The organism is uncultured Chryseobacterium sp., from assembly GCF_936933875.1.
Taxonomy (GTDB): Bacteria; Bacteroidota; Bacteroidia; order Flavobacteriales; family Weeksellaceae; genus CAKZIK01.
The window spans coordinates 40,540-64,307 of sequence record NZ_CAKZIK010000070.1 but is presented as its reverse complement, the minus strand read 5'-3'; the positions used below and the strand labels follow the sequence as shown (position 1 = coordinate 64,307).

The 23,768-nt window shown below is 37.4% G+C and carries 18 protein-coding genes; 6 read left to right on the top strand and 12 right to left on the bottom strand.

Going from position 1 to position 23,768, the window contains the following annotated elements; genetic code table 11:
* Nucleotides 1-258: 258 nt before the first annotated feature.
* A complete protein-coding gene (gene ahcY / locus Q0252_RS10055; RefSeq protein ID WP_297985832.1) occupies nt 259-1,572 on the bottom strand; it encodes an adenosylhomocysteinase in 1,314 nt (437 codons plus the stop codon).
* 98 nt (nt 1,573-1,670) lie between these two features.
* Between ahcY and Q0252_RS10050 the strand changes: the two genes are divergently transcribed.
* Nucleotides 1,671-2,330, top strand: a complete 660-nt coding sequence (locus Q0252_RS10050) for a 4'-phosphopantetheinyl transferase superfamily protein (RefSeq protein WP_297985831.1) — start codon at nt 1,671-1,673, stop codon at nt 2,328-2,330.
* On the opposite strand, the gene Q0252_RS10045 is transcribed toward Q0252_RS10050, so the two are convergent.
* The 11 genes from Q0252_RS10045 to Q0252_RS09995 form a co-directional block, all read right to left on the bottom strand.
* Complete coding sequence (locus Q0252_RS10045; protein WP_297985829.1) at nt 2,327-4,567, bottom strand: FUSC family membrane protein; 2,241 nt, start codon at nt 4,565-4,567, stop codon at nt 2,327-2,329. The genes Q0252_RS10050 and Q0252_RS10045 overlap by 4 nt on opposite strands.
* 62 nt (nt 4,568-4,629) lie before the next feature.
* A complete protein-coding gene (locus Q0252_RS10040) occupies nt 4,630-4,953 on the bottom strand; it encodes a type II toxin-antitoxin system PemK/MazF family toxin (protein WP_297985827.1) in 324 nt (107 codons plus the stop codon).
* Nucleotides 4,944-5,189 carry an AbrB/MazE/SpoVT family DNA-binding domain-containing protein gene (locus Q0252_RS10035; protein ID WP_297985825.1) on the bottom strand — a complete coding sequence of 82 codons (246 nt, stop codon included), beginning with the start codon at nt 5,187-5,189 and terminating at the stop codon, nt 4,944-4,946. Before Q0252_RS10035 ends, Q0252_RS10040 begins: the two co-directional genes overlap by 10 nt.
* Nucleotides 5,190-5,271: 82 nt before the next feature.
* A complete protein-coding gene (locus Q0252_RS10030) occupies nt 5,272-6,456 on the bottom strand; it encodes a hypothetical protein (RefSeq protein WP_297985823.1) in 1,185 nt (394 codons plus the stop codon).
* Nucleotides 6,457-6,532: 76 nt separating this feature from the next.
* Nucleotides 6,533-7,363 carry a GMP synthase gene (locus Q0252_RS10025; protein ID WP_297985822.1) on the bottom strand — a complete coding sequence of 277 codons (831 nt, stop codon included), beginning with the start codon at nt 7,361-7,363 and terminating at the stop codon, nt 6,533-6,535.
* Nucleotides 7,364-7,408: 45 nt separating this feature from the next.
* Nucleotides 7,409-8,515 (bottom strand): carboxylate-amine ligase, encoded by a 1,107-nt coding sequence (locus tag Q0252_RS10020; protein ID WP_297985819.1) that lies wholly within the window; start codon nt 8,513-8,515, stop codon nt 7,409-7,411.
* 90 nt (nt 8,516-8,605) lie between these two features.
* Nucleotides 8,606-9,559: a hypothetical protein gene (locus tag Q0252_RS10015; protein ID WP_297985817.1), complete on the bottom strand. Its 954-nt coding sequence runs from the start codon at nt 9,557-9,559 to the stop codon at nt 8,606-8,608.
* Nucleotides 9,560-9,629: 70 nt separating this feature from the next.
* Nucleotides 9,630-10,343, bottom strand: coding sequence for an alpha/beta hydrolase-fold protein (locus Q0252_RS10010; protein WP_297985815.1), 714 nt, complete (start codon nt 10,341-10,343; stop codon nt 9,630-9,632).
* A 32-nt stretch (nt 10,344-10,375) separates the two neighbouring features.
* Nucleotides 10,376-11,584 (bottom strand): ATP-grasp domain-containing protein, encoded by a 1,209-nt coding sequence (locus Q0252_RS10005; RefSeq protein ID WP_297985813.1) that lies wholly within the window; start codon nt 11,582-11,584, stop codon nt 10,376-10,378.
* Between the two features lie 143 nt (nt 11,585-11,727).
* Entirely contained in the window at nt 11,728-13,143 is a 1,416-nt protein-coding gene (locus Q0252_RS10000; RefSeq protein WP_297985811.1) for a M17 family metallopeptidase, read from the bottom strand.
* Nucleotides 13,136-14,275: an alpha/beta hydrolase-fold protein gene (locus Q0252_RS09995; RefSeq protein WP_297985809.1), complete on the bottom strand. Its 1,140-nt coding sequence runs from the start codon at nt 14,273-14,275 to the stop codon at nt 13,136-13,138. Before Q0252_RS09995 ends, Q0252_RS10000 begins: the two co-directional genes overlap by 8 nt.
* Before the next feature lie 218 nt (nt 14,276-14,493).
* Here Q0252_RS09995 and glgB point away from each other — a divergent pair, with 218 nt between their 5' ends.
* The 5 genes from glgB (at nt 14,494) to Q0252_RS09970 (ending at nt 23,765) form a co-directional block, all read left to right on the top strand.
* The gene (gene glgB / locus Q0252_RS09990; protein WP_367174838.1) at nt 14,494-16,854 is read left to right on the top strand and encodes a 1,4-alpha-glucan branching protein GlgB; all 2,361 of its coding nucleotides are present in this window, start codon (nt 14,494-14,496) and stop codon (nt 16,852-16,854) included.
* Nucleotides 16,835-18,271: a glycogen synthase gene (locus Q0252_RS09985; protein WP_297985807.1), complete on the top strand. Its 1,437-nt coding sequence runs from the start codon at nt 16,835-16,837 to the stop codon at nt 18,269-18,271. The genes glgB and Q0252_RS09985 overlap by 20 nt, the downstream gene beginning before the upstream one ends.
* A 45-nt stretch (nt 18,272-18,316) precedes the next feature.
* Entirely contained in the window at nt 18,317-19,585 is a 1,269-nt protein-coding gene (locus Q0252_RS09980; protein WP_297985852.1) for a glucose-1-phosphate adenylyltransferase, read from the top strand.
* A gap of 132 nt (nt 19,586-19,717) precedes the next feature.
* Nucleotides 19,718-20,749: an SRPBCC family protein gene (locus tag Q0252_RS09975; RefSeq protein WP_297985805.1), complete on the top strand. Its 1,032-nt coding sequence runs from the start codon at nt 19,718-19,720 to the stop codon at nt 20,747-20,749.
* A gap of 226 nt (nt 20,750-20,975) precedes the next feature.
* Nucleotides 20,976-23,765: a 2-oxoglutarate dehydrogenase E1 component gene (locus Q0252_RS09970; RefSeq protein WP_297985803.1), complete on the top strand. Its 2,790-nt coding sequence runs from the start codon at nt 20,976-20,978 to the stop codon at nt 23,763-23,765.
* The last annotated feature ends 3 nt before the right edge of the window (nt 23,766-23,768 follow it).

Sequence of the window (23,768 nt, the reverse complement as noted above, 5' to 3'; positions counted from 1 at the left end):
GTTTTTTGGCGTATTTTCTTTTTATTTAAAAAACTCCCCGTTAAAGGGGAGTGAACGATGATGAAATAGGATTTGATTTGAAAAAAATGGTTATTAGTTTTTATTACTCTTGTTAGAATTTTAATTTGCTGATCAAAGGTAACTTGTAACCAAGGTGTTATGCAATACGTATTATTGCGTATTTTAAAATTTCGCACAAAAAAAACTCCCCAAAATTCCGGGGAGTTTCTATCTTAAAGAATGTCTTTAGACTTATTTCTAGTATCTGTAATATTCCGGTTTGTAAGGTCCTTCAACCTCTACACCAATGTATTTTGCCTGTTCCGGAGAAAGCGTTTCCAATTCTACACCTATTTTTTTCAGGTGAAGCATGGCTACTTTTTCGTCCAGTTTTTTTGGCAACATATACACTTGGTTTTCGTAAGCATCGCTGTTTGTCCAAAGTTCAATCTGTGCCAAAGTTTGGTTAGAAAAAGAGTTACTCATTACAAAACTTGGGTGACCAGTTGCGCAACCAAGGTTTACCAAACGTCCTTCAGCAAGAATAATGATATCGTTTCCATCTACATTATAGATATCAACCTGTGGTTTTACTGTAGATTTTGTAGCTCCGTAGTTTGCGTTCAACCAAGCCATATCGATTTCGTTATCGAAGTGTCCGATGTTGCAAACGATGGTTTTATCCTTCATTTTTTTGAAGTGTTCTCCTTTTACAATGTTGAAGTTACCAGTAGTGGTAATGATGATATCTGCAGTTTCAATTACAGTATCCAGTTTTTTTACTTCGTAACCTTCCATTGCAGCCTGAAGCGCACAAATTGGGTCGATTTCCGTAACAGTAACAATAGAACCTGCACCTCTGAAAGAAGCCGCAGTTCCTTTACCCACATCACCAAAACCGCAAACTACAACTCTTTTTCCGGCCAACATCACGTCAGTTGCTCTTCTGATAGCATCTACGGCAGATTCTCTACATCCGTATTTGTTATCGAATTTTGATTTTGTTACAGAATCGTTTACGTTAATTGCAGGCATCACCAAAGTTCCATTTTCCATTCTTTCGTACAATCTGTGAACGCCGGTAGTTGTTTCTTCAGAAAGACCTTTAATGTCTTTTGTTAATTCCGGATATCTGTCAAAAACCATGTTCGTTAAATCTCCACCGTCATCCAAAATCATGTTCAATGGTTTTCTGTCTTCACCAAAGAAAAGAGTCTGCTCAATACACCAGTCGAATTCCTCTTCATTCATTCCTTTCCAAGCGTAAACTGGAATCCCAGCAGCAGCAATTGCAGCAGCAGCATGATCCTGAGTAGAGAAAATATTACAAGAAGACCAGGTTACATCAGCTCCAAGCGCTACCAAAGTTTCGATCAAAACAGCAGTTTGGATCGTCATGTGAAGACATCCCGCAATTCTTGCACCTTTAAGTGGTTGAGAGGGACCATACTCTTCACGAATAGCCATCAAACCAGGCATTTCAGCTTCCGCTAATTCAATTTCTTTTCTTCCCCATTCTGCTAGGGAAATGTCCTTCACTTTGTAAGGAACGTATTGTGTTGTAGTTTCCATAGATTTTAATATATTTTGTGATTAATTTCACGCGCTTTTCAGATTTTTTATCCGAAAATTTTTTGCAAATTTACGAACTAATTATTGCACTGCAAAAAATGCCTTTTTATCAGGATTTTACCGACGATAACGCGACTATTCTTTTTTGGAAGTTCGATGAAGCCGATTCTTTTAATGAGCAAGAGTTGGTTGAAGAAGAAAATCTAGAACGCGTTCAAAAATTTCATCCTAAAAAAATCAAGGAATATCTGATGATTCGGAAGCTTTTGAAAATGATAAAGCCCGAACATAAAATCCTGTATAAAACCATCGGTCAACCTTATCTTGAGCCAAAAGACGCCTTTATTTCCATCACCCATTCGTATCCTTTTGCTTCATTGGCGATTTCGCAGAAAAGAGTAGGGATTGATCTGGAGAAAATAATGCCTAAAATTCTTAAAATCAAACATAAATTTCTTCATCCCAATGAAATCTCTTGGACAGAAAACGAAGATGAGGTGGAAATGATTACCGTCATTTGGGTCATTAAAGAAGCATTGTACAAACTTCATCCCTCAAAATATTGGTCTTTGAAAGATTATTACGAGGTGGAACAATTCAGTTTGAATGATTTATCTGAGATCAAATGCCGCGTTTTCGATGATAGTTTTGAAGACCGCTACATTGCGAGAGTTTTCAGAATTGAAGAATTTTTCTTTGCGATTATTGAGGAAAATCATCAAATTCATTACAAAATTCAGCCGGAAAGTCCTTTCTAGACAATTTTCACGTAGTTTTCTGTTACTTTTCTCTGTTCGCGGGCAACGTCGTACAGCAGTTCCAGAATTTCGCGGATATTTTTAAGTTCAGTAAGTTTGGTTAACCTTTGTGGATCACGTATATCAAAAAACTCGTTTTCCTCAATCTCAGTTTTTCTTTTCAGTAATAATTCTTCCACTGCATCTTCGGGCTTAATTTTACTTTCATGTTTGATGTTTTCATCAAAAGTTTCTTCTGCCAAAAGTGCTTTTGTGCGGGAAAGTTCAGCTGAGATTTTTCTGTCCCAGCTTTCCATATCTATTTCCGGAAACTGATTTCCGGAGTTTGAATATTGTGAAAGAGAAGCAGTGTAAGCTGTAATTAAATGTGCTGTGTTCACAAACTGATGCACGGTTTCCATTTTTCTTTGCTGGTTTTTTGGGTCGGAAAGCATGCGCTGGAAATTATCTGAAAGATTCGCCATGCTGATAATCGCATCTTTTCTTTTAATTTTATAAGTTTCAGATTGATTTCCGGGGTCTTCAAACCGATTAATGACTTCATCAAAATAGCTCAAATTGGCTTTTGCGGATGCTTTCATTAAATTTCTGTTCTGGGTATGTTCCCAAACAGGAAGCACGAAATAAGCAACTAAAAAAGCAATAATTCCGGCAATGGCAGTATCGATAATTCGATCTTTAAAAATTCCGTTCACGTTTCCCGGACTCATAAAATTAAACGCGATGAAGATGTAAATTGTCATGAAGAAAACAGCCCAAGAATATTTTCCTTTCAACAAAGCAAAACACAAAATCATGCTCGAAAGCATTATAAACAGTAAAACGGTATTGTTGTGAACAAAAGTGAGCAGAAGATAAGCAATTACAGCTCCGGCGAAAGTTCCGTAAAGACGAAGCAAATTTCTGTGCTTTGTTGTACTGTAAGCGGGCCTCATAATCGCGATAATGGTAATGAGAATCCAGTAAGAATGCCCAATTCCGAGAAAATGTAGTTTCGAAAACGCATACCCCAGCAAAAGCGCAACGGTTATCCGAACAGCATGTCGAAAATGTGAAGATTTCAGTGAAAAGTTGTTTAAAAAGACTTTGGAATTGAGTTTTTCCTGCTTCGGAACAAATTTGTCATAATCCAGTCCGGTTGAAAGGCTTTTTGCAAGTTTTTTGTCTTGAGCCAGCACTTTGTAATTGGTTTTTACATCCTCAGTAATTTCATTTATCCGAACCAAAATCATTCTTAACGCCATGAAGCTTTCCAGCGTATCTGCAGACATTTCCCGATTTCTTACCTCAAAATATACATCATAAATTTTTTGATGTTCTGCTTCAATATTGTAAATAGATTTCGTTTTGATATTTCCCTGAAGAGCAATGCCGATATTGGTAATTTCTTCGGCCAAAATCACCAAATAATGGTGAATTTTTTCAAGAACTTCAGAGTTGTCAAAACTTTCATGAATTTTGTTGTAGTCTTGGTCTGAAGTCATGAGTTTTTCATACAAATCGATAGAATTCAAAAACATCAGCATTAGAATTCGGCTTGTTGTAGTGGATTCATTAACGATGGTTCTTGTTTTGAAAACCATTTCGCGGGTTTCTTCCTGCAGATTTTTGATGACAACCTGCTTTGCAATTACTTCCTGATATAAACCTCCAAAATCCGGATTTTTAAGATAGAATTTGGCTTTAATTCGGAGGTAATCTGCCAGTTCCAAATAATTCTCTCCAATCATTTGTCCTGCAAGTTTGTAAGGCTGAAGTTTCGTCACCACGAAGAAAATCAACAAAAACCAAATGCATCCCGCCGAAAAAATCAGCAAGCTTTTCAAAATATTAGCACCGGTTAAATGTCCATCGATAAAGATTGAAAATACAACTAATGTTAAGCCACCTACTGCAGCCAAACGTTGTCCGTAAACGCCAATCATCGAAAAAAACATCCCGAAAACAATGATTTCAAGAAAAATCAAAGGCGGAAAATCTTTCAAAACACTAGCAATAGCAGCAACGGTAATAAAACAAATAATGGCAAGAATCAGCGCGTTTCTTCGTCTAATAAAAGGACCGGGTTGGTCTGTTAATCCCACAAAACTGGTTGCCAAAGGAAAAAGAAAATACTCTTTCAGCAAACCAAAATACGCCAATATTAAACTTGGAATCACGATTGCCAAAGCAATGCGAACTCCGGAGTAAACATACTGACTGGTAACAAATTTTTTCAGTTCTGCTGAATAATTCATGCTGCAAAATTAAAGCAAACAAAATAAAAAATGCTCTGTTGTAGAGCATTTAAGAAAAATATTTAATTCACAAAAGTTTCCTGTATTACATTTTTGATTTGTAGAATTTCTTTTTCGGTAAGCTTTCCAAAGATTTTAATAATCCTCTTTCTGTCAACAGTTCTTATTTGATCAATCATTACCCAACTTTTTGTTGTATTACCTTTAACCTCAATTCTCGTTGGACATTTTTTTGAAGTGCCTGTTAATGGTGCTATAATAATGGTCTGTAGAAATTTATTCATTTCGTTTGGAGACAAAATTACGCAAGGGCGTGTTTTCTTTACTTCACTTCCAATTGTAGGATCCAAGTTTACCAGAACTACTTCATACTGATTCAGTTCCATTCTTCAAAATTTTCATCTTCGAAAACATCATCAATTAAAAGCTGATCATCATTGTTTTTATGCATTTTTTTGAATGCCTTTTCCCAGCCTTTTCTTGGTTCTACCTTAGGTTTGAGTACTATGAAACCTTTTTCCAGAACAAGTTCGATTTTATCCTGAATATTATATTTTTCCAGAATTGTTTTTGAAAGTCTGATTCCTTTTGAATTTCCGATATTGATTACTGAAAGTTCCATTTCTAATTTTATTGTTATTACAAAGTAATTACTTTATTTTGAAATAAACAAATATATTTCCATAATAAAACTTTAAATCAAATTACTCTTTATCAAAAAAAGCAATCGAACTTCCAATCCAAATCGCATCTTTTTTGTTGAAATCTACATTCGCCATAGCAACTTTTGTCATACGTGCGAGATTGTCCATTAATACAGGGTTTTCCTCATTTTCTTTCCAAAAATACAGCATCCTGATTTCCGCTTTTGAAAATTCACCGTTAATGTCTTTGAAAAGCGGTTCATAGCTGACCTTACGCTGCATGATGTAATGTTCTTTGTCACAGATCCGGTCAATGTCCTGCTTCGTCGGATTCAGATTTATACCGCTTCCTGCAAATGAAAACAAAGGTTTCAGCACAAAATTTTCTAATTTTTCTTCGGCAGGAAATTCGTTTAAGAAATAACTTTTCGGAACGTAAGCGTGATTCAGTTTTGGAAGAATATATTTTGAAACTTTAAAGAACCAATTCGGATGCGTAACCCAAGTTACATCGGCTTCTTCACGGAAATCGAATTCCGTTTTTAAGTCAGGAATTCTGTCGAGTTCGTCAAAAATCACGCGGTTGTAAATTCTTTTAATCTGAACCAGTTTTCCATCATTTTCGTAGAACAGTTTTTTGCCTTCTTTTTTTACTTTTGTTAAGCAAACCGTTTTAATTCCTAAATATTTTTCGGTTAAAGCAAAATCGATATTGGTTTTCTGTTTGTCGGGATAAATTTCCATCAGAACAACGTTTTCCGGATTTTCATCGGCAACAATGACGTCTTTTAAATATTGAATGTATTCGTCTTTTGGAAGCGAATTTCTCAAATTTTTCAGGAAAGGAAAAGCGTCCGAAACAGCCTCCTCATATTCTTCCTGAAAAGCATACAGTGTTGGAAAAGCCTGAAGTTCAATAAGCTGCGGTTCTATTTCACCTTTTTCATTTTTGCAGATTCCAAAATCGATGGCCAAAAAATGTGGTTTATTCGTATCATTTGGAACATTACAGTTTGCCGGAACTGCTTTCGCCAATTCTTCAGGAGACATTGTTTTAATTTGATCAATGATGCTTTCGCAGGCTTCATCGAGCTTGTTTTTAAAATCTTTGCTAAGGAAAATAGGGCTTTCAGAAATTCTGAAAAGTGTTTCTGTTCCGGCTCTTTGTGTAAGATCGGCTTTTAAAGCCTCGTATTTTTCCTTTGAATATTCTTGGTTGAACTGTTTTCTGTACTTCGGAATCATATTGGTGTTTTGTGAAATTAAAAAATACGACAGGCAAAAAAAGCCTGCCGAAGGTGTATTATTTGTCTTTTGCTCTTCAAGCCATTTCGTAAACCTTCGTAATCTGTTCAGCTGCGTTCTGAAGGAATCTTGGCAAAATTTGCGCCTGTGTTAACAAAATTTTATCGGGATCGTCCATTCTGTCAAGGGTTTCCAGATATTTTTCCATGCCGTAGTTTTCGATCATGGCATTTTTATTTTTGTCGTCTTTCAGGTTTTCAATCATCCCTTCCGGATTGGCTTCCGGATGAAACTGTGTCCCAAAAATTTCCTCAGAAAAACGAATCGCCATCACTGCTCTTTCTAAATGAATGTGCGGACGAACTTTTTCCAAACCTACGATTTTCATGCCCATTTCATCCAGTTTTTTATGGTCAGGTTCGATGAACTGATACGCTCTGGAATCTACTGCATAAAAGGGTTCCGGAAGATTTTTCAGCAGAAAATCATTTTCTCCCTGATACGTTTTATGAATTGGCATTACACCGAAAGAGTAGGACTTTCTTTTACAAATATTGCCCAGTCTCCAGTGAATACTTGCCAATTGGAAAGAGTGACAAATCAAAAACAAAAACTTTTTCTGTTCCGAGTTTTTATTGTGCTCCCAAACTTTATTCAAAAAATCTGCAAATTTCTGTTCCCATTCATATCCTTCACGATGCGGATTTCCCGGACCTCCCGAAGAAATAAAAATATCGAAATCTTCTACATTGGGCATTTCGTTTTTGTAACGCACATCGAAAACGGTAATTTCTACATTTTCTGCAGAAGTTTCCTTAAACTGCTGTGAAATTTCGCGGATATTCTTCATTCCTTGGTTTGCGTGGTTATTGTTCATATCCAGCAAAGCCAATTTTATCTTATTCATACTTTTTAATTTCGCTACAAATTTAGAAAATTTAAAGTTATTTGATTATGAATGAGTTATGCCGTATTCGGTTTCGGAAATCATATAATCCACCACTTTTGTAAGGTCGCCGGTTTCTTCGAAAACTTTGAGTTGTCGGTCTGCACCGGTTCCGTTTTTCATAATTTCCCAGGCGTATTCCACTTCTTTGCGGCAATCCAAATCATCTACAACATCATCAATAAATTCCAATAATTCTCCCAAAAGTACGTGGTAAGGAACGCTTTCTTCTTTCCCAAAATCTATCAAATGAGCTTCAATACCCTGTTTGGAAGCGCGCCATTTGTTTTCGTTGAGTAAAAGTCTTCTGTAACTTCTGAAACTTAAATTCTGCTGATGAAGTTTGTAAATTTTAGCCACCAAAGCCTGCATAATCGCAGCCAAACAAACGGTTTCGTCCAAACGAAGCGGCATATCGCAAATCCTGAATTCAATAGTAGGGTAGAACGGATGAACTCTCAAATCCCACCAAATTTTCTTGGCATTATCGATTGTTCCGGTTTTCACCATTAAATCAACATAGCTGTCGAATTCGGCAAGGCTGCTGAAATAACTCGGGATTCCGGTTCTTGGAAACTTGGCAAAAACTTCCTGTCTGTAGGATTTAAAGCCTGTATTTCTGCCAATCCAGAAAGGCGAATTGGTTGAAAGTGCATAAATGTGCGGCAAAAAATAGCGCATCACATTCTGAATTCTTACGCCTTCTTCACGGTTCGGAATTCCGATGTGAACATGAAGTCCGAAAATAAGATTTCCACGCGCAACATCGCCCATATCATCCACGATTTTGATGTAGCGTTCGCCTTGCGTGATGGAATTTTCTTTCCAGTGGGAAAAAGGATGAGTTCCACCGCCTGAAACCCGAAGATTCTGTTCGTGAGCAATTTTAATTAAATGCTGACGAAGTTGCGTAAGTTCCGACCGTGCTTCATGAATATTTTGGCAAATGCCGGTTTCCATTTCAATCATGGATTCATGCATTTCGTGCTTTAAATTTTCGCTTAAAGTGGCTTTTCCGCCTTCGATAATTTTGGAAACATGGGAAACCAAATCACGGCTTTCTACATCAATGATTTGATATTCTTCCTCGATTCCGATGGTGAATTGGTGCATAGTTTTGTGTTTTTAAATTACCTTTCAGTTTTTTATTCTGAAAGGGTTTTGGTTGCATTCAACAATTTTTTTTCAATGATTTAAGAAAGATTACTTCACCGAATCTTTTACAAAAGTTCCCCATGAAATGTTTGGAGTTCCCGGTTTGTATTCTTTCGCTTTTTCAATAGCAAATTTTGCAGCGTGTTCTACAATCCACGCAAAGTTTTCTTCACCCACGGAATTTCGGTCTGCATCAGGAGCCGGATTACAGAAGTCGATAGCATAAGGAATTCCGTCGCGAACTGCAAATTCAACAGTGTTGAAATCGTATCCTAAAGCTTCATTCATTTTAATGGTGTAATCGTGAATAGTTTTCAGCAGTTTTTCACGTGCTTCACCTTCTGTTTGATGCGTTGTTGCGTATCTTAAATGATGTGGATTTCTTGGTTCATAAGGCATAATATGCACGTATTTTTTCCCCAAACAATACACTCTGTAATAATCTTCGAAAACAATTTCTTCCTGCACCATCATCACCAACTGTTCAGTTTCGCCTAATTTTTCCCACATATCATCAGGATTTTCAACTCGGTAAACGTTTCTCCAACCACCACCGTCGTGAGGTTTCATGTAAGCCGGAAAACCGATGTAATTGAAAATATAATCCCAATCATGAGGGAATTTTAGGTTTCTAAAAGATGTTTCACTTGTGTTGGTTGGTCTTTCATGAGACGGAAGCAAAACGGTTTTAGGAAGCGGGATTCCCAGTTTCGACATCAAAGCGTTGTTGAAAAATTTTTCGTCAGCACTCCACCAAAAAGGATTGTTAATGACATAAGTTCCATTAACTGCTGCATTTTTCAGGTATGCTCTGTAGAAAGGAACGTCCTGCGAAATTCTGTCGATAATTACTGCGTAGCCATAATCTGCACCCTGTTCCAGTTTATCAATCTGAACGGGTTCGGCGATAATTTTACCGCCGCCCAATTCATTTACTCTATCGATAAAAGCCCACGGAAAAGTGTCTTCCATTCCGAATAATATTCCTACTTTTTTTGCCATAATATGTTTTTTTAATATTTAAAATTTGAAAATGTGTCGATTTGAAAATTTGAAAATTCAAACCATAACTTTACCCGAAAAATCTTCCGATAAACATTGGGAAAACCATTCTCCACAAAGGCCAGTCGTGTGAAATCCATTTTCTTTCGTCGTACCAGTGGTTGATTCCTTTTGAAGTTAAAATCCCGGCCATTTCTCTGGTTTGTTCCAGACAAATATCTTGGTCGGAAGTGCTTAAAACAATGTGCATGTGTTTGTATTTCCAGGCTTCGTCGTTGTTCACGAATTCACGCGGACAGTTGAAATAAACCAAATCATCGCTGTAGCCATCCATAAAATCTCGAATGGTAAAAGCGCCGGAAAGACAGAACATGTGCGAAACTAAATCCGGATATCGGAAAGCGAAATTGGACGCATGATAACCTCCGAAACTTGCTCCTGCAACAGCGACACGGTGTGTTTGATGAACTTTTTGAATATAGGGAACGTATTCCTGCCTCATAAACTGAACCCACATTTCGTAGTTGCGGATTCTGTCTGCAGGATGAATTCCTTTGTCGTAAAGACTTAAACCGTCAATGGTTTGTACGTTATATAATTTTACAATTCCCTGTTCTATAAACCAATTGATGCTTTCGTTCAGTTTAAAATCGTGGTTTTGGGTATAAGAACCACGTGAAGTTGGAAACATAATGATAGGATAACCATAATGTCCTGTAACTTCCACATTGAGGCTCATTCCTAAAATATGGGAGTAGAAATCGGTGTGCTCAATTTTTGGCATAAAATATTTTTTAATTCAAATAGGTAAGTGTTCTAGCTAGATGGTTTGCTTTTTGGGGGCAAAATATTCAGGTGATGGTCATTAATTTTTTCTGCTGCTTCATCGAGTCTTTGCTGAACCATCTCTGTTTTATCAGATTTGTAAACGATTCCGACGTGGTAATCTATCGGTAAAAACCTTACCACTTCTTCACATTCAAATTCTGCGTAATCCGGTTTTAATTCTTTGGCCAAAGCAATAATTAATCCTGCAGAAAATCCTGTTGGTTTTGCAACCTCATAACTTTTGTTTCGGAGAAGTGCATCTTCAATTTTTGCCCATTCTCTCCAAATATTAATTCCGCTTGAAGCTTCCACCAAATCCGGAATATGTGCACCTCCAACTCTGGAAGAAGTTTCGAGGAAGTACCATTTTCCGTCTGCTTTTCCACGGATAAATTCGGTATGTGTAGCGCCGTTTTGCAAACCAAAATTGGTTAAAACTTTTCTGTTAGCTTCTTCAAGTGCCTTAAACTCTTCCGAATAACGGTTTAAAGTTTTGGAGCGGAAAACGCCGCCTTCATGAGAAACCTGCATGGGCGGAGCTAAATATTGTGAAGCAGAAGTGAAAACAATTTCTTTCTTGAAAGTTAAACTGTCTACATGAAAAACGTCGCCGGGTTTGAAACTTTCCAACAAAAATTTGTGTCTTTCTTCACCTAAAGCATTCACGACTTCCCAAAGTTCTTCTTTGGAATTTAGTTTTTTGATTCCCGTCGCAGAAGCTTCTGAACGTGGCTTTAGAACCCAAGGTGAGGGAACTTTGTCTGCGAATTCATCAATCACTTCATCATTAAAAATAGAGGTAAATTCCGGAACATCGATGCCTGAATCTTTGGCCATCTGTCGCATTGCCAGTTTATCACGGAAATATCGGTGTGTTGTTTGTCCCATTCCCGGAATTCGGAACGTTTCGCGGATTAAAGCAGCTTTTTCAACATCATAATCGTCCAAAGCAACTACTGCATCCACTTTTCGGGACTTCATTAAATGAGAAAATCCCTGAACCAAATGGTCGAGATTCCAAATGGAAGGCTCCACTTCGGCCATGTAGAAAACTTCGTCAATAGCATGCCATGGCCAGTTTTTTTCTTTGATATTTTCCGATGTAATGAGGATAACTTTGTTACCAAGTTTCTTCATCTCGTCCATAAAATCATATCCTTTATAGTAACAGGAAATGCAAACGATAGTTTTCTCCATTTTGAGTGATTTTTAAAAATTGATGAATTTTCAAAAAAGAAAGAGAAAAATTATTAAATAATCAATACTGATTTTTCAAATTTCTTCGAGATATGGAAATTCACTTTCAATTATAGGGAGAAATTTTCTAATAAACTAAAGATTTACTGAAAATTTTCAATAAAATCGACCAAAAGTTGTACTCCGTATCCGGTTGCAGCTTTTTCCTTCGCGTAACCAACATTTCCAAATGCTACTCCTGCAATATCAAAGTGTGCCCAACTTGGATGATTTTCAATGAATTGTTCTAAAAATTTGGCTGCAACTATGCAATCTCCAATCGGTTTCATTGAGATATTCTTAAAATCTGCAACATCCGAAATGATATCGTCTTTCCAAACATCCCAAAGGGGAAGATTCCAAAGCCGTTGATTGGTTTTATCAGCAGATTTCAAAATGTTTTTCATCAATTTTTCATCATTGGAAAAGAGTGCTCCACAAGTATCACCAAACATTCGTACCGCACTTCCGGTTAAAGTGGCCAAATCTAAAAGAACATCGGTTTTATAATTTTTCGAGAGGTAAGAAAGTCCGTCTGCAAGGGTCATTCGCCCTTCTGCATCGGTGTTCAGAACCTCAATCGTTTTTCCGTTATAAGCTTTAATCACATCACTTGGAAGATATGCATCGCGGGAAATGGCATTGTCCGTAATAGGCAAAATCGCGATAATATTGATAGGAAGCTGAAGTTCTGCAGCGGAAATTAAAGCTCCAATCACCGCAGTTGCGCCTCCCATATCACTTTTCATGTAGTGCATATTATCTGGATTTTTCAGAGAAATTCCGCCTGTGTCAAACAAAACGCATTTTCCAACTAAACCAACTGTCTTTGCATTTTTTTCTGCAGATTTATATTCTAAAATGGTAAAAGCGGCATCTTTTGCACTTCCCTGATTAACCGAAAGATACGCGCCTAAACCCAATTCTTCGCATTTTTTACGGTTGAAAACGGTGTATTTCAGTTTTTTTTCTTTGGCTAGATTTTTAAGAAAAGAGTTGATTTGTTCTGCGTTTTTAAAATTCGCAGGTTTGTTTAACCAATCCATGCAAACGCTTTGTCCATTGAAGATTGCTGATGCTTTTTCAGAAATTTTGTCCAGTTTTTTCTGGCTTAAATGTTCGTAATGAAGCTCAAAATTTTTATCCCAGAAAGCGTGTTCTGGTTTGAAAGGATAGCTGTATGTTCCCAGCAAAAGCCCTTTTACAATTTCCGAAAACTCTTCTTCGCTGAAATCTCCGTTGATTTTTGTTGGGGCAGCCTGAAGATTTTTTTTGTTTTGAATGGAAAATTTGTTCGCTACCTGCTGCAATTCAAAATTTTGAAAATTTTCCTTTCCGATTCCTATAAAATATTGAGTTGTTTCATCATCAGTAATAACGGCAAATTCAGCTTTTTTTCCACTGAAAAAAGCCTGAAAATTTTTGGTGTAATTACTTTTTTGTTTTTCCCAATTTTCTTCGGTGAAAAAATTGAAAACCTGAGTGTACTTTTTATTGTTTTTATTGAAAATTTTAATCATTAGCTTCGTAGTTTAAGTCTTCGGATTGTAGTTGTGGTGCGACTTCCGCCGGATTTCCCTCATTATTGTAGAACAGCCATTCTACAGCTTTCGGAAATTCCTGTGACCAGTAAAATTCGTTATGAGTTCCTTCCGGATTGATGTTGGTCTTAAATTCGAAATTGAACAGTTTTTTATACTCCCATTTCTGTAAATTATTTTCAAAAACTCGGATTCTTTTTACCATTCTTGAGCCTTCTAATTCACCACCATAAAGATAAATTTTGATGTTGTAAGGATTTCGGAAACTCAACAAAGGGAAATTATTCTGTGGTTCCACCCAAAGTGAAGGAGAAAAAATCATGAGTTTGCTGTACACTTCCGGATACAGAAAACCACTGTAAATACTGATTAAACCACCTAGAGAACTGCCACCAATTCCGGTGTTTTCACGGTCTCTTTTAGTTCGGAAATTTAAATCAACGTAAGGTTTTAATGTATCAGTAATGAAACGGATGTATTTTTTTCCTTCGGAACCTTTAGCGACAGAATCGTTATCAAAAATATATTCTTTAATACGGTCTTCACTTCCATGTTCTACAGCGATAACAATTAAATCTCCACGTCCGTATTCTGCAAGAAGCGAAAGTTTTTTATCGATTTCCCAGTTCCCAAACTCAGAATTTTCATTAAAAAGGTTCTGCGCATCCTGTAAATAAAGAACGGGATAAGTTTTTTCTGATGTATAATAATCGTAGGGAAGAAGCGCCCAAACTTTTCGGTAACGGTCGAGTTGCGGAATATAAAATTTCTCTGAAATAACTTCTACAATCGGGAAAAATTCTTCTTTGAAAGGACCCCAGTTCAAACGCCATTTATCAACAGTGTCATTGATTTCCTTTCTTTTTTTAGTGGTTTTTCTGTTGGGTGTAATGCTTCCGAATTTGTCGAGCTCTACGTTTTCCCAGCCACCTTTCGTGTATTTGTATTCGATTTTTTCGGGGAGAATTTCGTCTTCTACATCAATGTAGAAATTGTTGGCATCTGTTCGTTGAAGCTCGTAACTAAGGTCTTTGGGCTTCCAGCCGTTGAAATTTCCGGTAATAAATATCGCTCTCGCATCTACATCTTCTGTGTACAGATTAAATCTCATCAGCTTTTGAACAGTTTTAAAAGATAAATTTAGAAAATATTTTCCTCAGGCTAAAATTATTTAGATGAATTAAGGTTAACATCCGAAAATTTAATAGATTTACGAAAGGAATACTTTTTTTAGGGTTATGATGAAATTTTATTGTCTTAAAATGATAAAATAAACTGATAATTTGTAAATTAGTATGCTGAAAACATTAAAAAAATAAATCACAAATTATGAGCTCAGTTCAGCCTTTTTCACTTTTTACCGAACACGATATTTATCTCTTTAAAGAGGGGAAACATTTTCGTCTTTACGATAAATTCGGTTCGCATTCTGTTGAAAATAACGGAACGAACGGAGTTTATTTTTCAGTCTGGGCGCCACACGCAAAAGAAGTTTCTGTTATCGGAAATTTTAACGGATGGCATTCTTATTCGCACAAATTGTATCCAAGATGGGATGGTTCAGGAATTTGGGAAGGATTTATTGCAGGTTTAACTTGGGGAACTCTTTATAAATACGGCATCCGAACTGAAAAAGGTGTTTTATTGGAGAAAAGCGACCCTTTTGCTTTAAGTTGGGAACAGAATGTTCAGGCTTCATCACTCGTTTCTACTACTTGGTTTGAATGGAATGATGAAAGTTGGATGCAAGAAAGATGGAAAAAAAATAATCTCGAAGCGCCGCTTTCGGTTTACGAAATGCACTTGGGTTCGTGGATGCGCGGAACAGACGATCCCGAAAAGTTCTTCAACTATAAAGAAATTGCCGAAAGATTAGTTCCTTACATTAAGGAAATGGGTTTCACGCATGTGGAATTTATGCCGGTGATGGAATATCCTTATGATCCAAGTTGGGGATATCAGGTGACCGGATTTTTTGCGGCAACATCGCGTTTTGGTTCTCCGCAGGATTTAATGTTTTTAATTAATGAACTTCACAAAAATGATATCGGTGTAATTCTCGATTGGGTTCCGTCCCATTTTCCGGGCGACGCCAACGGTTTGCACTTTTTCGACGGAACTTATCTTTACGAGCATGAAGACCCGAGAAAAGGCTTTCATCCCGACTGGAAATCCCATATTTTTAATTACGGAAGACCGGAGGTTAAATCTTTTCTGATTTCAAACGCGCTATTTTGGCTAGACAGATATCATGCAGACGGACTTCGTGTGGATGCGGTGACTTCTATGCTTCATCTTGATTATTCCAGAAATGAAGGAGAATGGGAACCTAATATTTTCGGTGGAAACGTCAACCTTGAAGCAAAAAAATTCTTGCAGGAATTCAATACCGCGGTTTATAAAGAATATCCCGATACAATGACGATTGCGGAGGAAAGTTCAGATTTTCCACTGCTCACAAAACCTGTTCACGATGGCGGAATTGGCTTCGGAATGAAATGGATGATGGGTTGGATGCATGATACGCTGAAATATTTTAAAGAAGACCCTATCAATAGAAAGTATCATCATAATAAACTCACTTTTGCATCGATGTATATGTATAATGAGAATTATATGATGCCTTTGTCTCACGACGAAGTGGTGCACGGAAAAGCGAGTTTAATCTATAAAATGGTTGGAGACGAATGGCAAAAATTTGCCAATCTTCGTGCTTTGTACACGTATATGTTTACGCATCCCGGTGCGAAATTACTGTTTATGGGTTGTGAATTCGGGCAAACCAACGAATGGAATTTTAGCCGCAGTTTAGATTGGCATTTGCTTGAATATCCCGTTCACAAAGGCCTTCAGGATTATGTAAAAGATTTGCTTCATTTGTATAAATCTGAAACTTCATTGTACGAAAATCAGTTTAATCATTATGGTTTTGATTGGGTTGAAGCCAACGACAGCAATAATTCCATCTATATTTATTTAAGAAAAGGAAAAACCGAAGATGATGTCACCATGACGGTTTTGAATTTAACGCCAAGAGTTTTCGATTATAAAATTGGCGTTGATGAAGGAACGAGTTGGGAAGTTATCCTGAATTCAGATGATAAAAAATATGGCGGAAGTGGCGTAATGGCAGAAATTGTTGATGAAGAAGATGATGAATGGATGTACCGTCCAAATGCGGTTGTATTAAGACTTCCACCTCTTGCTGGTGTTGTTTTGAAGCAAAAAAAAACAAAAAAAACAAAGCCTAAAAAATCTTCGAAAACCGAAGCAACTTTAGACGGAGAAATTCATCTGAAAGCTACCGGGAAGAAAACTCCCGCTAAAAAATCGGCTACTGCTAAAAAAGAGCCAATTGTTTCTGCAAGTGCAGTTACATCACCTAATAAAGAATCCAAAGTGACCGCAAAATCGGTGGCTTCCAAAAAGGTTGCTGCTCCTAAGAAAACTGCAATGACGACAAAGAAAGTCGTGAAATCAAAAACGGAAGCGACAGAAAGTATTATTTCTGCAGAAGTAGTGAGTGGAACAAAAGCAGAAGCAAAAATTGATTCTAAAGCACTTTCGAAGGAAACAAAACCTGCTACAAGAACAAAACCTGCCAATGCAAAAGTGACCAGAAAAGCAGAAGCAGAACCAAAAGTTTCAAAACTAAAAAAAGCGGCATACGATGCCAAAAAAGAAATCTAAACCAATTCCTATGAAAGTTTTTCATTTGAGCATGGAGTGTTATCCAGTCGCTAAAGTTGGCGGTTTGGCCGATGTTGTAGGAGCGTTACCAAAATACCAGAATAAAATTGAGGGAATGGATGCCAAAGTTGTTATGCCTTGGTACAACCGTCCTTTTGTTTACGACCACGATTTCGAAATTGTTTTTGATGGGTTGATTCACCAAAGTCATCACATGTTTCAGGTTCAGGTGATGAAGGAACGTTCAAATGCTTTGGGTTTTGAACTGTATCTGGTGAAAATTCCGGGACTTTTGGACCGTGATAATCCTTATGGATATTGGGATGAGAGTCAGCAGTTTTTGGCTTTTCAACATGGAGTTTTACATTGGTTAAGTGCAATGCAAATTCGTCCGGATATTTTACACTGTCATGATTATCACACAGGTTTAGTTCCGTTTATGATAGAAAACTGTCCTGATTTTCAATTTTTAAAAGGCGTGAAAACCATTGGAACCATTCATAACGGCGAATATCAAGGTGCGATGAGTTGGGAAATGGCGAATTATATGCCTTGGTTTGATGGCTGGAAATGGGGCTTGTTAGATTGGGAAGGACGCATTAATCCTTTGGCTGCAATGCTGAAATGCTGTCATGCTTTCAATGCAGTTTCGGGGGGATATTTGGAAGAATTGTTCCAAAGTTTCCGTGGATTGGAAGTTTTGGTTCAGCAGGAACACGCAAAAGCTTTCGGAATTATCAACGGAATTGATACCGAAGTTTGGGATCCCAAAACAGATGGAATGATAACCTACAACTACGACAAAAAAGGCGCAATTGCAGGCAAGAAAAAAAATAAAAAAGAACTCTGCGAAGATTATGGTTTGAACCCGGATTTGCCTTTATTTGGCTTTATCGGAAGATTTGCAGGAGAAAAAGGAGCAGATTTGCTTCCGGAAATTATTCAGAAAAGTATTCAGCAAACACACGGCGCACTCAATGTAATCGTGCTGGGTTCCGGTGATACTTATGTTGAACACCGTTTGAAAGAAATGGATTATGTTTTCAGCAATTTCGCGTTGGATTTAGGTTACAAAGAAGCGTTATCGCATAAAATTTATGCTTCTGCAGACTTTCTATTGATGCCTTCACGTGTAGAACCTTGCGGTTTGAACCAAATGTACGCCATGCGTTACGGAACAGTTCCTATTGTGCGATATACAGGAGGATTAAGGGATACTGTAGAAGATATTTCAACCGGAGGAAGCGGCCTTAATTTCACTGGTGCAGGTTCTGACGACGCGGTTCATGCAATGCACAGGGCTTTACATATTTATCATGATAAGGATTTGATGAAAAATCTCGTCAATTCGAATATGAATTATGATTTTTCTTGGGAGAAATCTGCAGAAAATTACGTAAATTTATACAACAGATAAAAACACGAATTCAACTAAAATTTTCACAAAATGCCACATAAAAATATGAAAGCGAATGTAATTTCAATCGTACTTGGAGGAGGTCGAGGAACGAGACTTTTCCCTCTTACATATTCCCGTTCAAAACCTGCGGTTCCTATTGCCGGAAAATACAGGTTGGTGGATATCCCAATTTCCAACTGTCTGAATTCGGGCTACAACAAGATTTTGGTGTTAACACAGTTTAATTCGGCTTCTTTGAATTCGCACATCAAAAATTCTTACCATTTCGATATTTTCAGCAAAGGTTTTGTTGATATTTTGGCCGCAGAACAAAATGTTGAAAACGACCAGTGGTATCAAGGAACTGCAGATGCGGTAAGACAATCTATGAAGCATTTGGATAAATATGATTACGATTATATTTTGATTCTTTCCGGAGACCAGTTGTACCAAATGGATTTTCGTGAAATGATAGATTTCCACTGCGAAAATGACGGAGATATTACCATTGCAACCATTCCGGTAAACTCGAAAGATGCGCCCGGTTTTGGTATTTTGAAGTCTGATGACGAAGGAAATATCACTTCGTTTATCGAAAAACCTTCCGTAGAATTATTGGGGGACTGGAAATCTGAAGTTTCCGAAAAAAGCAAATCCGAAGGAAAAGAATATCTGGCTTCGATGGGAATCTATGTTTTTAGTAAAAATGTTTTGAAAAAAATGTTCGATGAAGATCCGGGAGACGATTTTGGTGGAGAGCTCATTCCAAACGGAATTGGTACGTATAAAACATTGAGCTTCCAGTACGACGGTTATTGGACAGACATTGGAACCATCGATTCTTTCTTTGACGCGAATATTGATTTAACAACGGATTTCCCGAAATTCAATTTGTTCAGCACTTCACCAATTTACACAAGAGCGAGAATGCTGCCTCCATCCAAAATTTTAGGTTCTTATGTTAGTAAAGCCATTTTTGGAGACGGATGTATTGTAATGGCCGATAAAATTGAAAATTCAATAGTAGGAAACAGAAGCCGTATTGACAGGGGAAGTACATTGATGAATACCTATATGATGGGTGCAGATTATTATCAGGATACCAAAGAAATTGTTGCCAACGACAATTCCAGAACGCCAAACTTGGGTATCGGCAAATATTGCTACATCGAAAAAGCAATTTTGGATAAAAACTGCTACATCGGTGATAATGTGAGAATTATAGGTGGAAAATATCTTCCCGATGCTGATTTCGACACGCATTCTATTAAAGACGGAATTGTGGTGGTGAAGAAAGGTGCGGTGATTAAAGAAGGAACGCAAATTCCTTAATTGTCCTGCCACTTTGTCAAAGTTCAAAATCTTTGACAAAGTTTAAAATTTTAAAGAAAATTTTATTTAAAAATAATTTTGAGTGGTCTTTTTAAGGTCACTCATTTTTTTTATTTTTGCCGAATGCGTTGGATGAAATTCACTTTGCTCGGAATTCTTTTGTTATTAGGAATTTACGCGGTTGCGATGTATTTTTTTGTGGAAGAAAGTAAATCTTTCAGGGTGGAAAAAACCATCAATTATCCTGTGGAAAAAGTGTTTCCGCAGTTCAACAACCTTCAGAATTTTACCCGCTGGAACAATTATTTTGTAAAATCCAAAAAGATTACCACTGATTTTTACTCGCCTTACGAAGGAAAAGGAGCAGCGATGTCTTTTCAGGAAGATGGAAGCGAAAAAAGCGGTGAAATGTTCATCCGTTACGAAAATCCAAACAGCACGCTGAAATATCAGTTGTTCGAGAAAAGTCAGGCCAATCCGTATTTAATCAACATTAAATTTAAACCACTATCCGCTAATCAAACCAAACTGATTTGGACTGTAAGTACACCCAGAGTTCCTTTGCTGAAACGTTCTGTAAATCTTTGGACAGAATCTGATTTTGTTGAAAATCTCGACAAAAGCATGAAAAATCTAATCAATTTATTGAGTAATAAAGTGGACAAAGACAAGCAAATGGCGGCGATAAAATACGACAGTCTGATGGTTGAAAAAGATGAAGGTTCCCTTATTCTTGGCGTAAATGTAAGTACTTCGAACAAGAAAGATGCATTATTCAAAAACATCGTTCTGAACCACAATAAAGTGTACAATTACATCACAACAGACTTGCAAAAACGTGATGACGAATTCGGCTTACCTGTGCTCTTAACCGACGCTAACAATTACAAAGACAAAGAAGTTTCATATTTCTACGGTATTCCTTTGTCGAAAAGAGTAGGCATTTCTGATAATAATTTCAGTTTCCGAACGGTAAATCCTTCGCAGACCTACGTGATGTACTATAAAGGAAATTACGCGGGTAGAGTTCGTGCGATTCAGCAGCTGTTGAACAAAGCGAAAAAAGACACCATGCGAAACGGACAGCTTCAGCAAACTTTTATTGAAGTGCCAACGGAAGGAAGCGATGTGGCGATGAAGATTGCGTTGCCGGTGTTTAAATAGTTTGATTTTCAAATTAATTCTATACCAAAAATTTTATCATTTCGATTGATAAAAAAGATATTCAGGAAAATTTTTTATAGTTTACGTCTATTACAAGCCTTCTAAAAAAATGCAATTGATATCTTTTGTTTTAACTAATATTTAAGGGTTTTTATGCTTTAAGGGTTCGCTTTTTTTTAGTAAATTTGTGGTTTAACATTTTGCATAGAAAAGACAACTGTAAATAATGGACAAATTTTCATTCCTAAACGCAGCACATTCTCAGTTAATCGAGGATTTATACCAACAATACCTTAAATATCCGGATTCTTTGGAACCTTCGTGGAAGGCTTTTTTCCAGGGATTCGATTTTGCATTGGAAAATTATGCGGAAGATGAAGCGTATGCAGTTTCCGCTCCTGCACAAATTTCTCAGGCCGTTAGTTCGGGAGCAGTTCCGGATGATATTCTGAAAGAATTTAAAGTCGTAAACCTTATCGAAGCCTACAGACAGCGCGGACATTTGTTTACAAAAACCAATCCGGTTCGTGAGAGAAGACATTATGAGCCGACTTTGGATATTGAAAATTTTGGTCTTTCAAAAGAAGATTTAGGCAAAAAATTCAATTCTGCTACAGAAACAGGAATGCCTGCTGCAGCAACTTTACAGGAAATTATTGCCCATCTTCAGAACATTTACTGCGATTCTATTGGTGTGGAATATATGCACATCAATAATGTGGACGAGAAAAAATTCATCAGAGAGTGGCTTCATGTTAACGAAAACCATCCGCAGCTTTCTTCAGATGAAAAAACTGAAATTTTGCTGAAGCTGAATCAGGCTGTTGCTTTCGAAAATTATCTTCACACCAAATTCGTTGGACAGAAAAGATTTTCATTGGAAGGTGGTGAATCATTAATTCCTGCTTTGGACCAATTGATTACCCGTTCTTCACAACACGGCGTTGATGAAGTAGTTTTGGGTATGGCTCACCGTGGAAGATTAAATGTTTTGACCAATATTTTCGGGAAATCTTACAAGCAAATTTTTTCTGAATTTGAAGGAAAAGAATTTGAGGAAGATGTATTCTCCGGAGACGTAAAATATCACTTAGGTTCTTCTAAAATTGTTAAAACAGCTTCTGGAGAAGAAGTAGCGATTAATTTAACACCAAACCCATCACATCTTGAAACGGTTGCAGCTTTGGTGGAAGGGATTTGCCGCGCGAAAGTAGATAACAAATACAAAGACTATAAAAAAGTTTTGCCAATCGTTATCCACGGAGACGGTGCGATTGCAGGGCAGGGAATTGTGTACGAAGTTGCACAGATGATGACTTTGGACGGATATAAAACTGGCGGAACAGTTCATATCGTGGTGAACAACCAGGTTTCATTTACTACGAATTATTTGGATGCCCGTTCTTCGGTTTACTGTACAGACATTGCGAAAGTGACGGAATCTCCTGTAATGCACGTTAATGCAGACGATGTGGAAGCGGTAGTTCACGCGATTAGATTTGCGGCGGATTTCCGTGCACAGTTTGGGAAAGATGTGTATATTGATTTGTTGGGCTACAGAAAATACGGTCACAACGAAGGCGACGAACCAAGATTTACTCAGCCAAATTTATATAAAGTCATTTCAAAACACCCAAATCCAAGAGAAATTTATAAAAATGAATTGATCAAGGAAGGAGTTGTTTCTGATGAGGTTTTAAAGAAAATGGAAACCGAATTCAAAACGCTTCTTGATGCAGATTACGATGCTTCCAAGGAAATCGAAAAAAACACCATGGATATTTTCATGGCAGATGATTGGAAAAATTATCCGATCTGTGCAAAAGGTGCCGTTGAAATCCCTGTAAATACAGGATTTAACATCGATGAGCTAAAGAAACTAGCGGTGAAAATGTCAACTTTACCAGGAGACAAAAAATTCATCAATAAAATTACAAGACTTTTCGAAACCCGCTTAAAGCAAATCGAAGCCAACTCGCTTGATTGGGCTTTAGGAGAATGGTTGGCTTACGCCACACTGCTTACAGAAGGAAGCAATGTCCGAATTTCGGGGGAAGATGTGGAAAGAGGTACGTTTTCTCACCGTCATGCAGTCGTGAAAACGGAAGATACAGAGGAAGAATACATTCCTTTAAGACATATTTCAGACAGCCGTTTTGATGTGTTTAATTCGCATCTTTCGGAATATGGCGTTCTCGGTTTTGATTACGGATATGCGATGGCTTCACCAAATACTTTGACGATTTGGGAAGCGCAATTTGGAGATTTTGTGAACGGAGCACAGATTATTGTTGACCAATATTTGGTTGCCGCTGAAGAAAAATGGAAAATCCAGAACGGATTGGTGATGCTTCTTCCTCATGGTTTTGAAGGACAGGGTGCAGAACACTCTTCAGCAAGATTGGAAAGATTCTTAACGCTTTGTGCGAACGAAAATATGGTTGTTGCGAACGTAACTACGCCTGCAAACTACTTCCACTTGTTGAGAAGACAGTTGAAGTGGAACTTTAGAAAACCTTTGGTAGTGATGTCGCCTAAATCTTTGTTGAGACATCCAAAAGTGGTTTCTCCGCTTGAAGATTTTGCAAACGGAACATTCCAGCCAATTATTGATGATGCGACTGCAGATGCTGCTAAAGTTGAAAAACTAATTCTTTGTTCGGGGAAAATTTACTACGAATTATTAGCGAAAAAAGAAGAACTGAATATGGAAAATGTTGCTTTGGTAAGATTCGAGCAAATTTATCCTATTCAACAAGATAAAATCGAAGAGATTTTCGCGAAATATTCCAACAGAAAATCATTGCTTTGGGTTCAGGAAGAACCTGAAAATATGGGAGCTTGGAGCTATATTTTAAGAAATTTCAGAGACACGGGAATTCAGGTAATCGCACCGGTTCCAAGTGGTTCTCCGGCTCCAGGAAGTCACAAAATGTTTGAGCGAAACCAAAACGCCATCATCAACAAAGTTTTCGACCTTGATGATGCACCTGCAAAAAGACCGGTAACTGCGTAATTT

Excerpts from the sequence above, each read along its gene's own strand:
- Q0252_RS10035 (WP_297985825.1), bottom strand. The coding sequence starts at position 5,189 with ATGGAACTTTCAGTAATCAATATCGGAAATTCAAAAGGAATCAGACTT.
- Q0252_RS10015 (WP_297985817.1), bottom strand. The coding sequence starts at position 9,559 with ATGGCAAAAAAAGTAGGAATATTATTCGGAATGGAAGACACTTTTCCG.
- Q0252_RS10005 (WP_297985813.1), bottom strand. The coding sequence starts at position 11,584 with ATGGAGAAAACTATCGTTTGCATTTCCTGTTACTATAAAGGATATGAT.
- Q0252_RS10020 (WP_297985819.1), bottom strand. The coding sequence starts at position 8,515 with ATGCACCAATTCACCATCGGAATCGAGGAAGAATATCAAATCATTGAT.
- Q0252_RS09980 (WP_297985852.1), top strand. The coding sequence starts at position 18,317 with ATGAAAGCGAATGTAATTTCAATCGTACTTGGAGGAGGTCGAGGAACG.
- Q0252_RS10010 (WP_297985815.1), bottom strand. The coding sequence starts at position 10,343 with ATGCCAAAAATTGAGCACACCGATTTCTACTCCCATATTTTAGGAATG.
- Q0252_RS10025 (WP_297985822.1), bottom strand. The coding sequence starts at position 7,363 with ATGAATAAGATAAAATTGGCTTTGCTGGATATGAACAATAACCACGCA.
- Q0252_RS10050 (WP_297985831.1), top strand. The coding sequence starts at position 1,671 with ATGCCTTTTTATCAGGATTTTACCGACGATAACGCGACTATTCTTTTT.
- Q0252_RS10045 (WP_297985829.1), bottom strand. The coding sequence starts at position 4,567 with ATGAATTATTCAGCAGAACTGAAAAAATTTGTTACCAGTCAGTATGTT.
- Q0252_RS10000 (WP_297985811.1), bottom strand. The coding sequence starts at position 13,143 with ATGATTAAAATTTTCAATAAAAACAATAAAAAGTACACTCAGGTTTTC.
- Q0252_RS09995 (WP_297985809.1), bottom strand. The coding sequence starts at position 14,275 with ATGAGATTTAATCTGTACACAGAAGATGTAGATGCGAGAGCGATATTT.
- Q0252_RS10030 (WP_297985823.1), bottom strand. The coding sequence starts at position 6,456 with ATGATTCCGAAGTACAGAAAACAGTTCAACCAAGAATATTCAAAGGAA.
- Q0252_RS09985 (WP_297985807.1), top strand. The coding sequence starts at position 16,835 with ATGCCAAAAAAGAAATCTAAACCAATTCCTATGAAAGTTTTTCATTTG.
- Q0252_RS09975 (WP_297985805.1), top strand. The coding sequence starts at position 19,718 with ATGAAATTCACTTTGCTCGGAATTCTTTTGTTATTAGGAATTTACGCG.
- ahcY (WP_297985832.1), bottom strand. The coding sequence starts at position 1,572 with ATGGAAACTACAACACAATACGTTCCTTACAAAGTGAAGGACATTTCC.
- Q0252_RS10040 (WP_297985827.1), bottom strand. The coding sequence starts at position 4,953 with ATGGAACTGAATCAGTATGAAGTAGTTCTGGTAAACTTGGATCCTACA.
- Q0252_RS09970 (WP_297985803.1), top strand. The coding sequence starts at position 20,976 with ATGGACAAATTTTCATTCCTAAACGCAGCACATTCTCAGTTAATCGAG.
- glgB (WP_367174838.1), top strand. The coding sequence starts at position 14,494 with ATGAGCTCAGTTCAGCCTTTTTCACTTTTTACCGAACACGATATTTAT.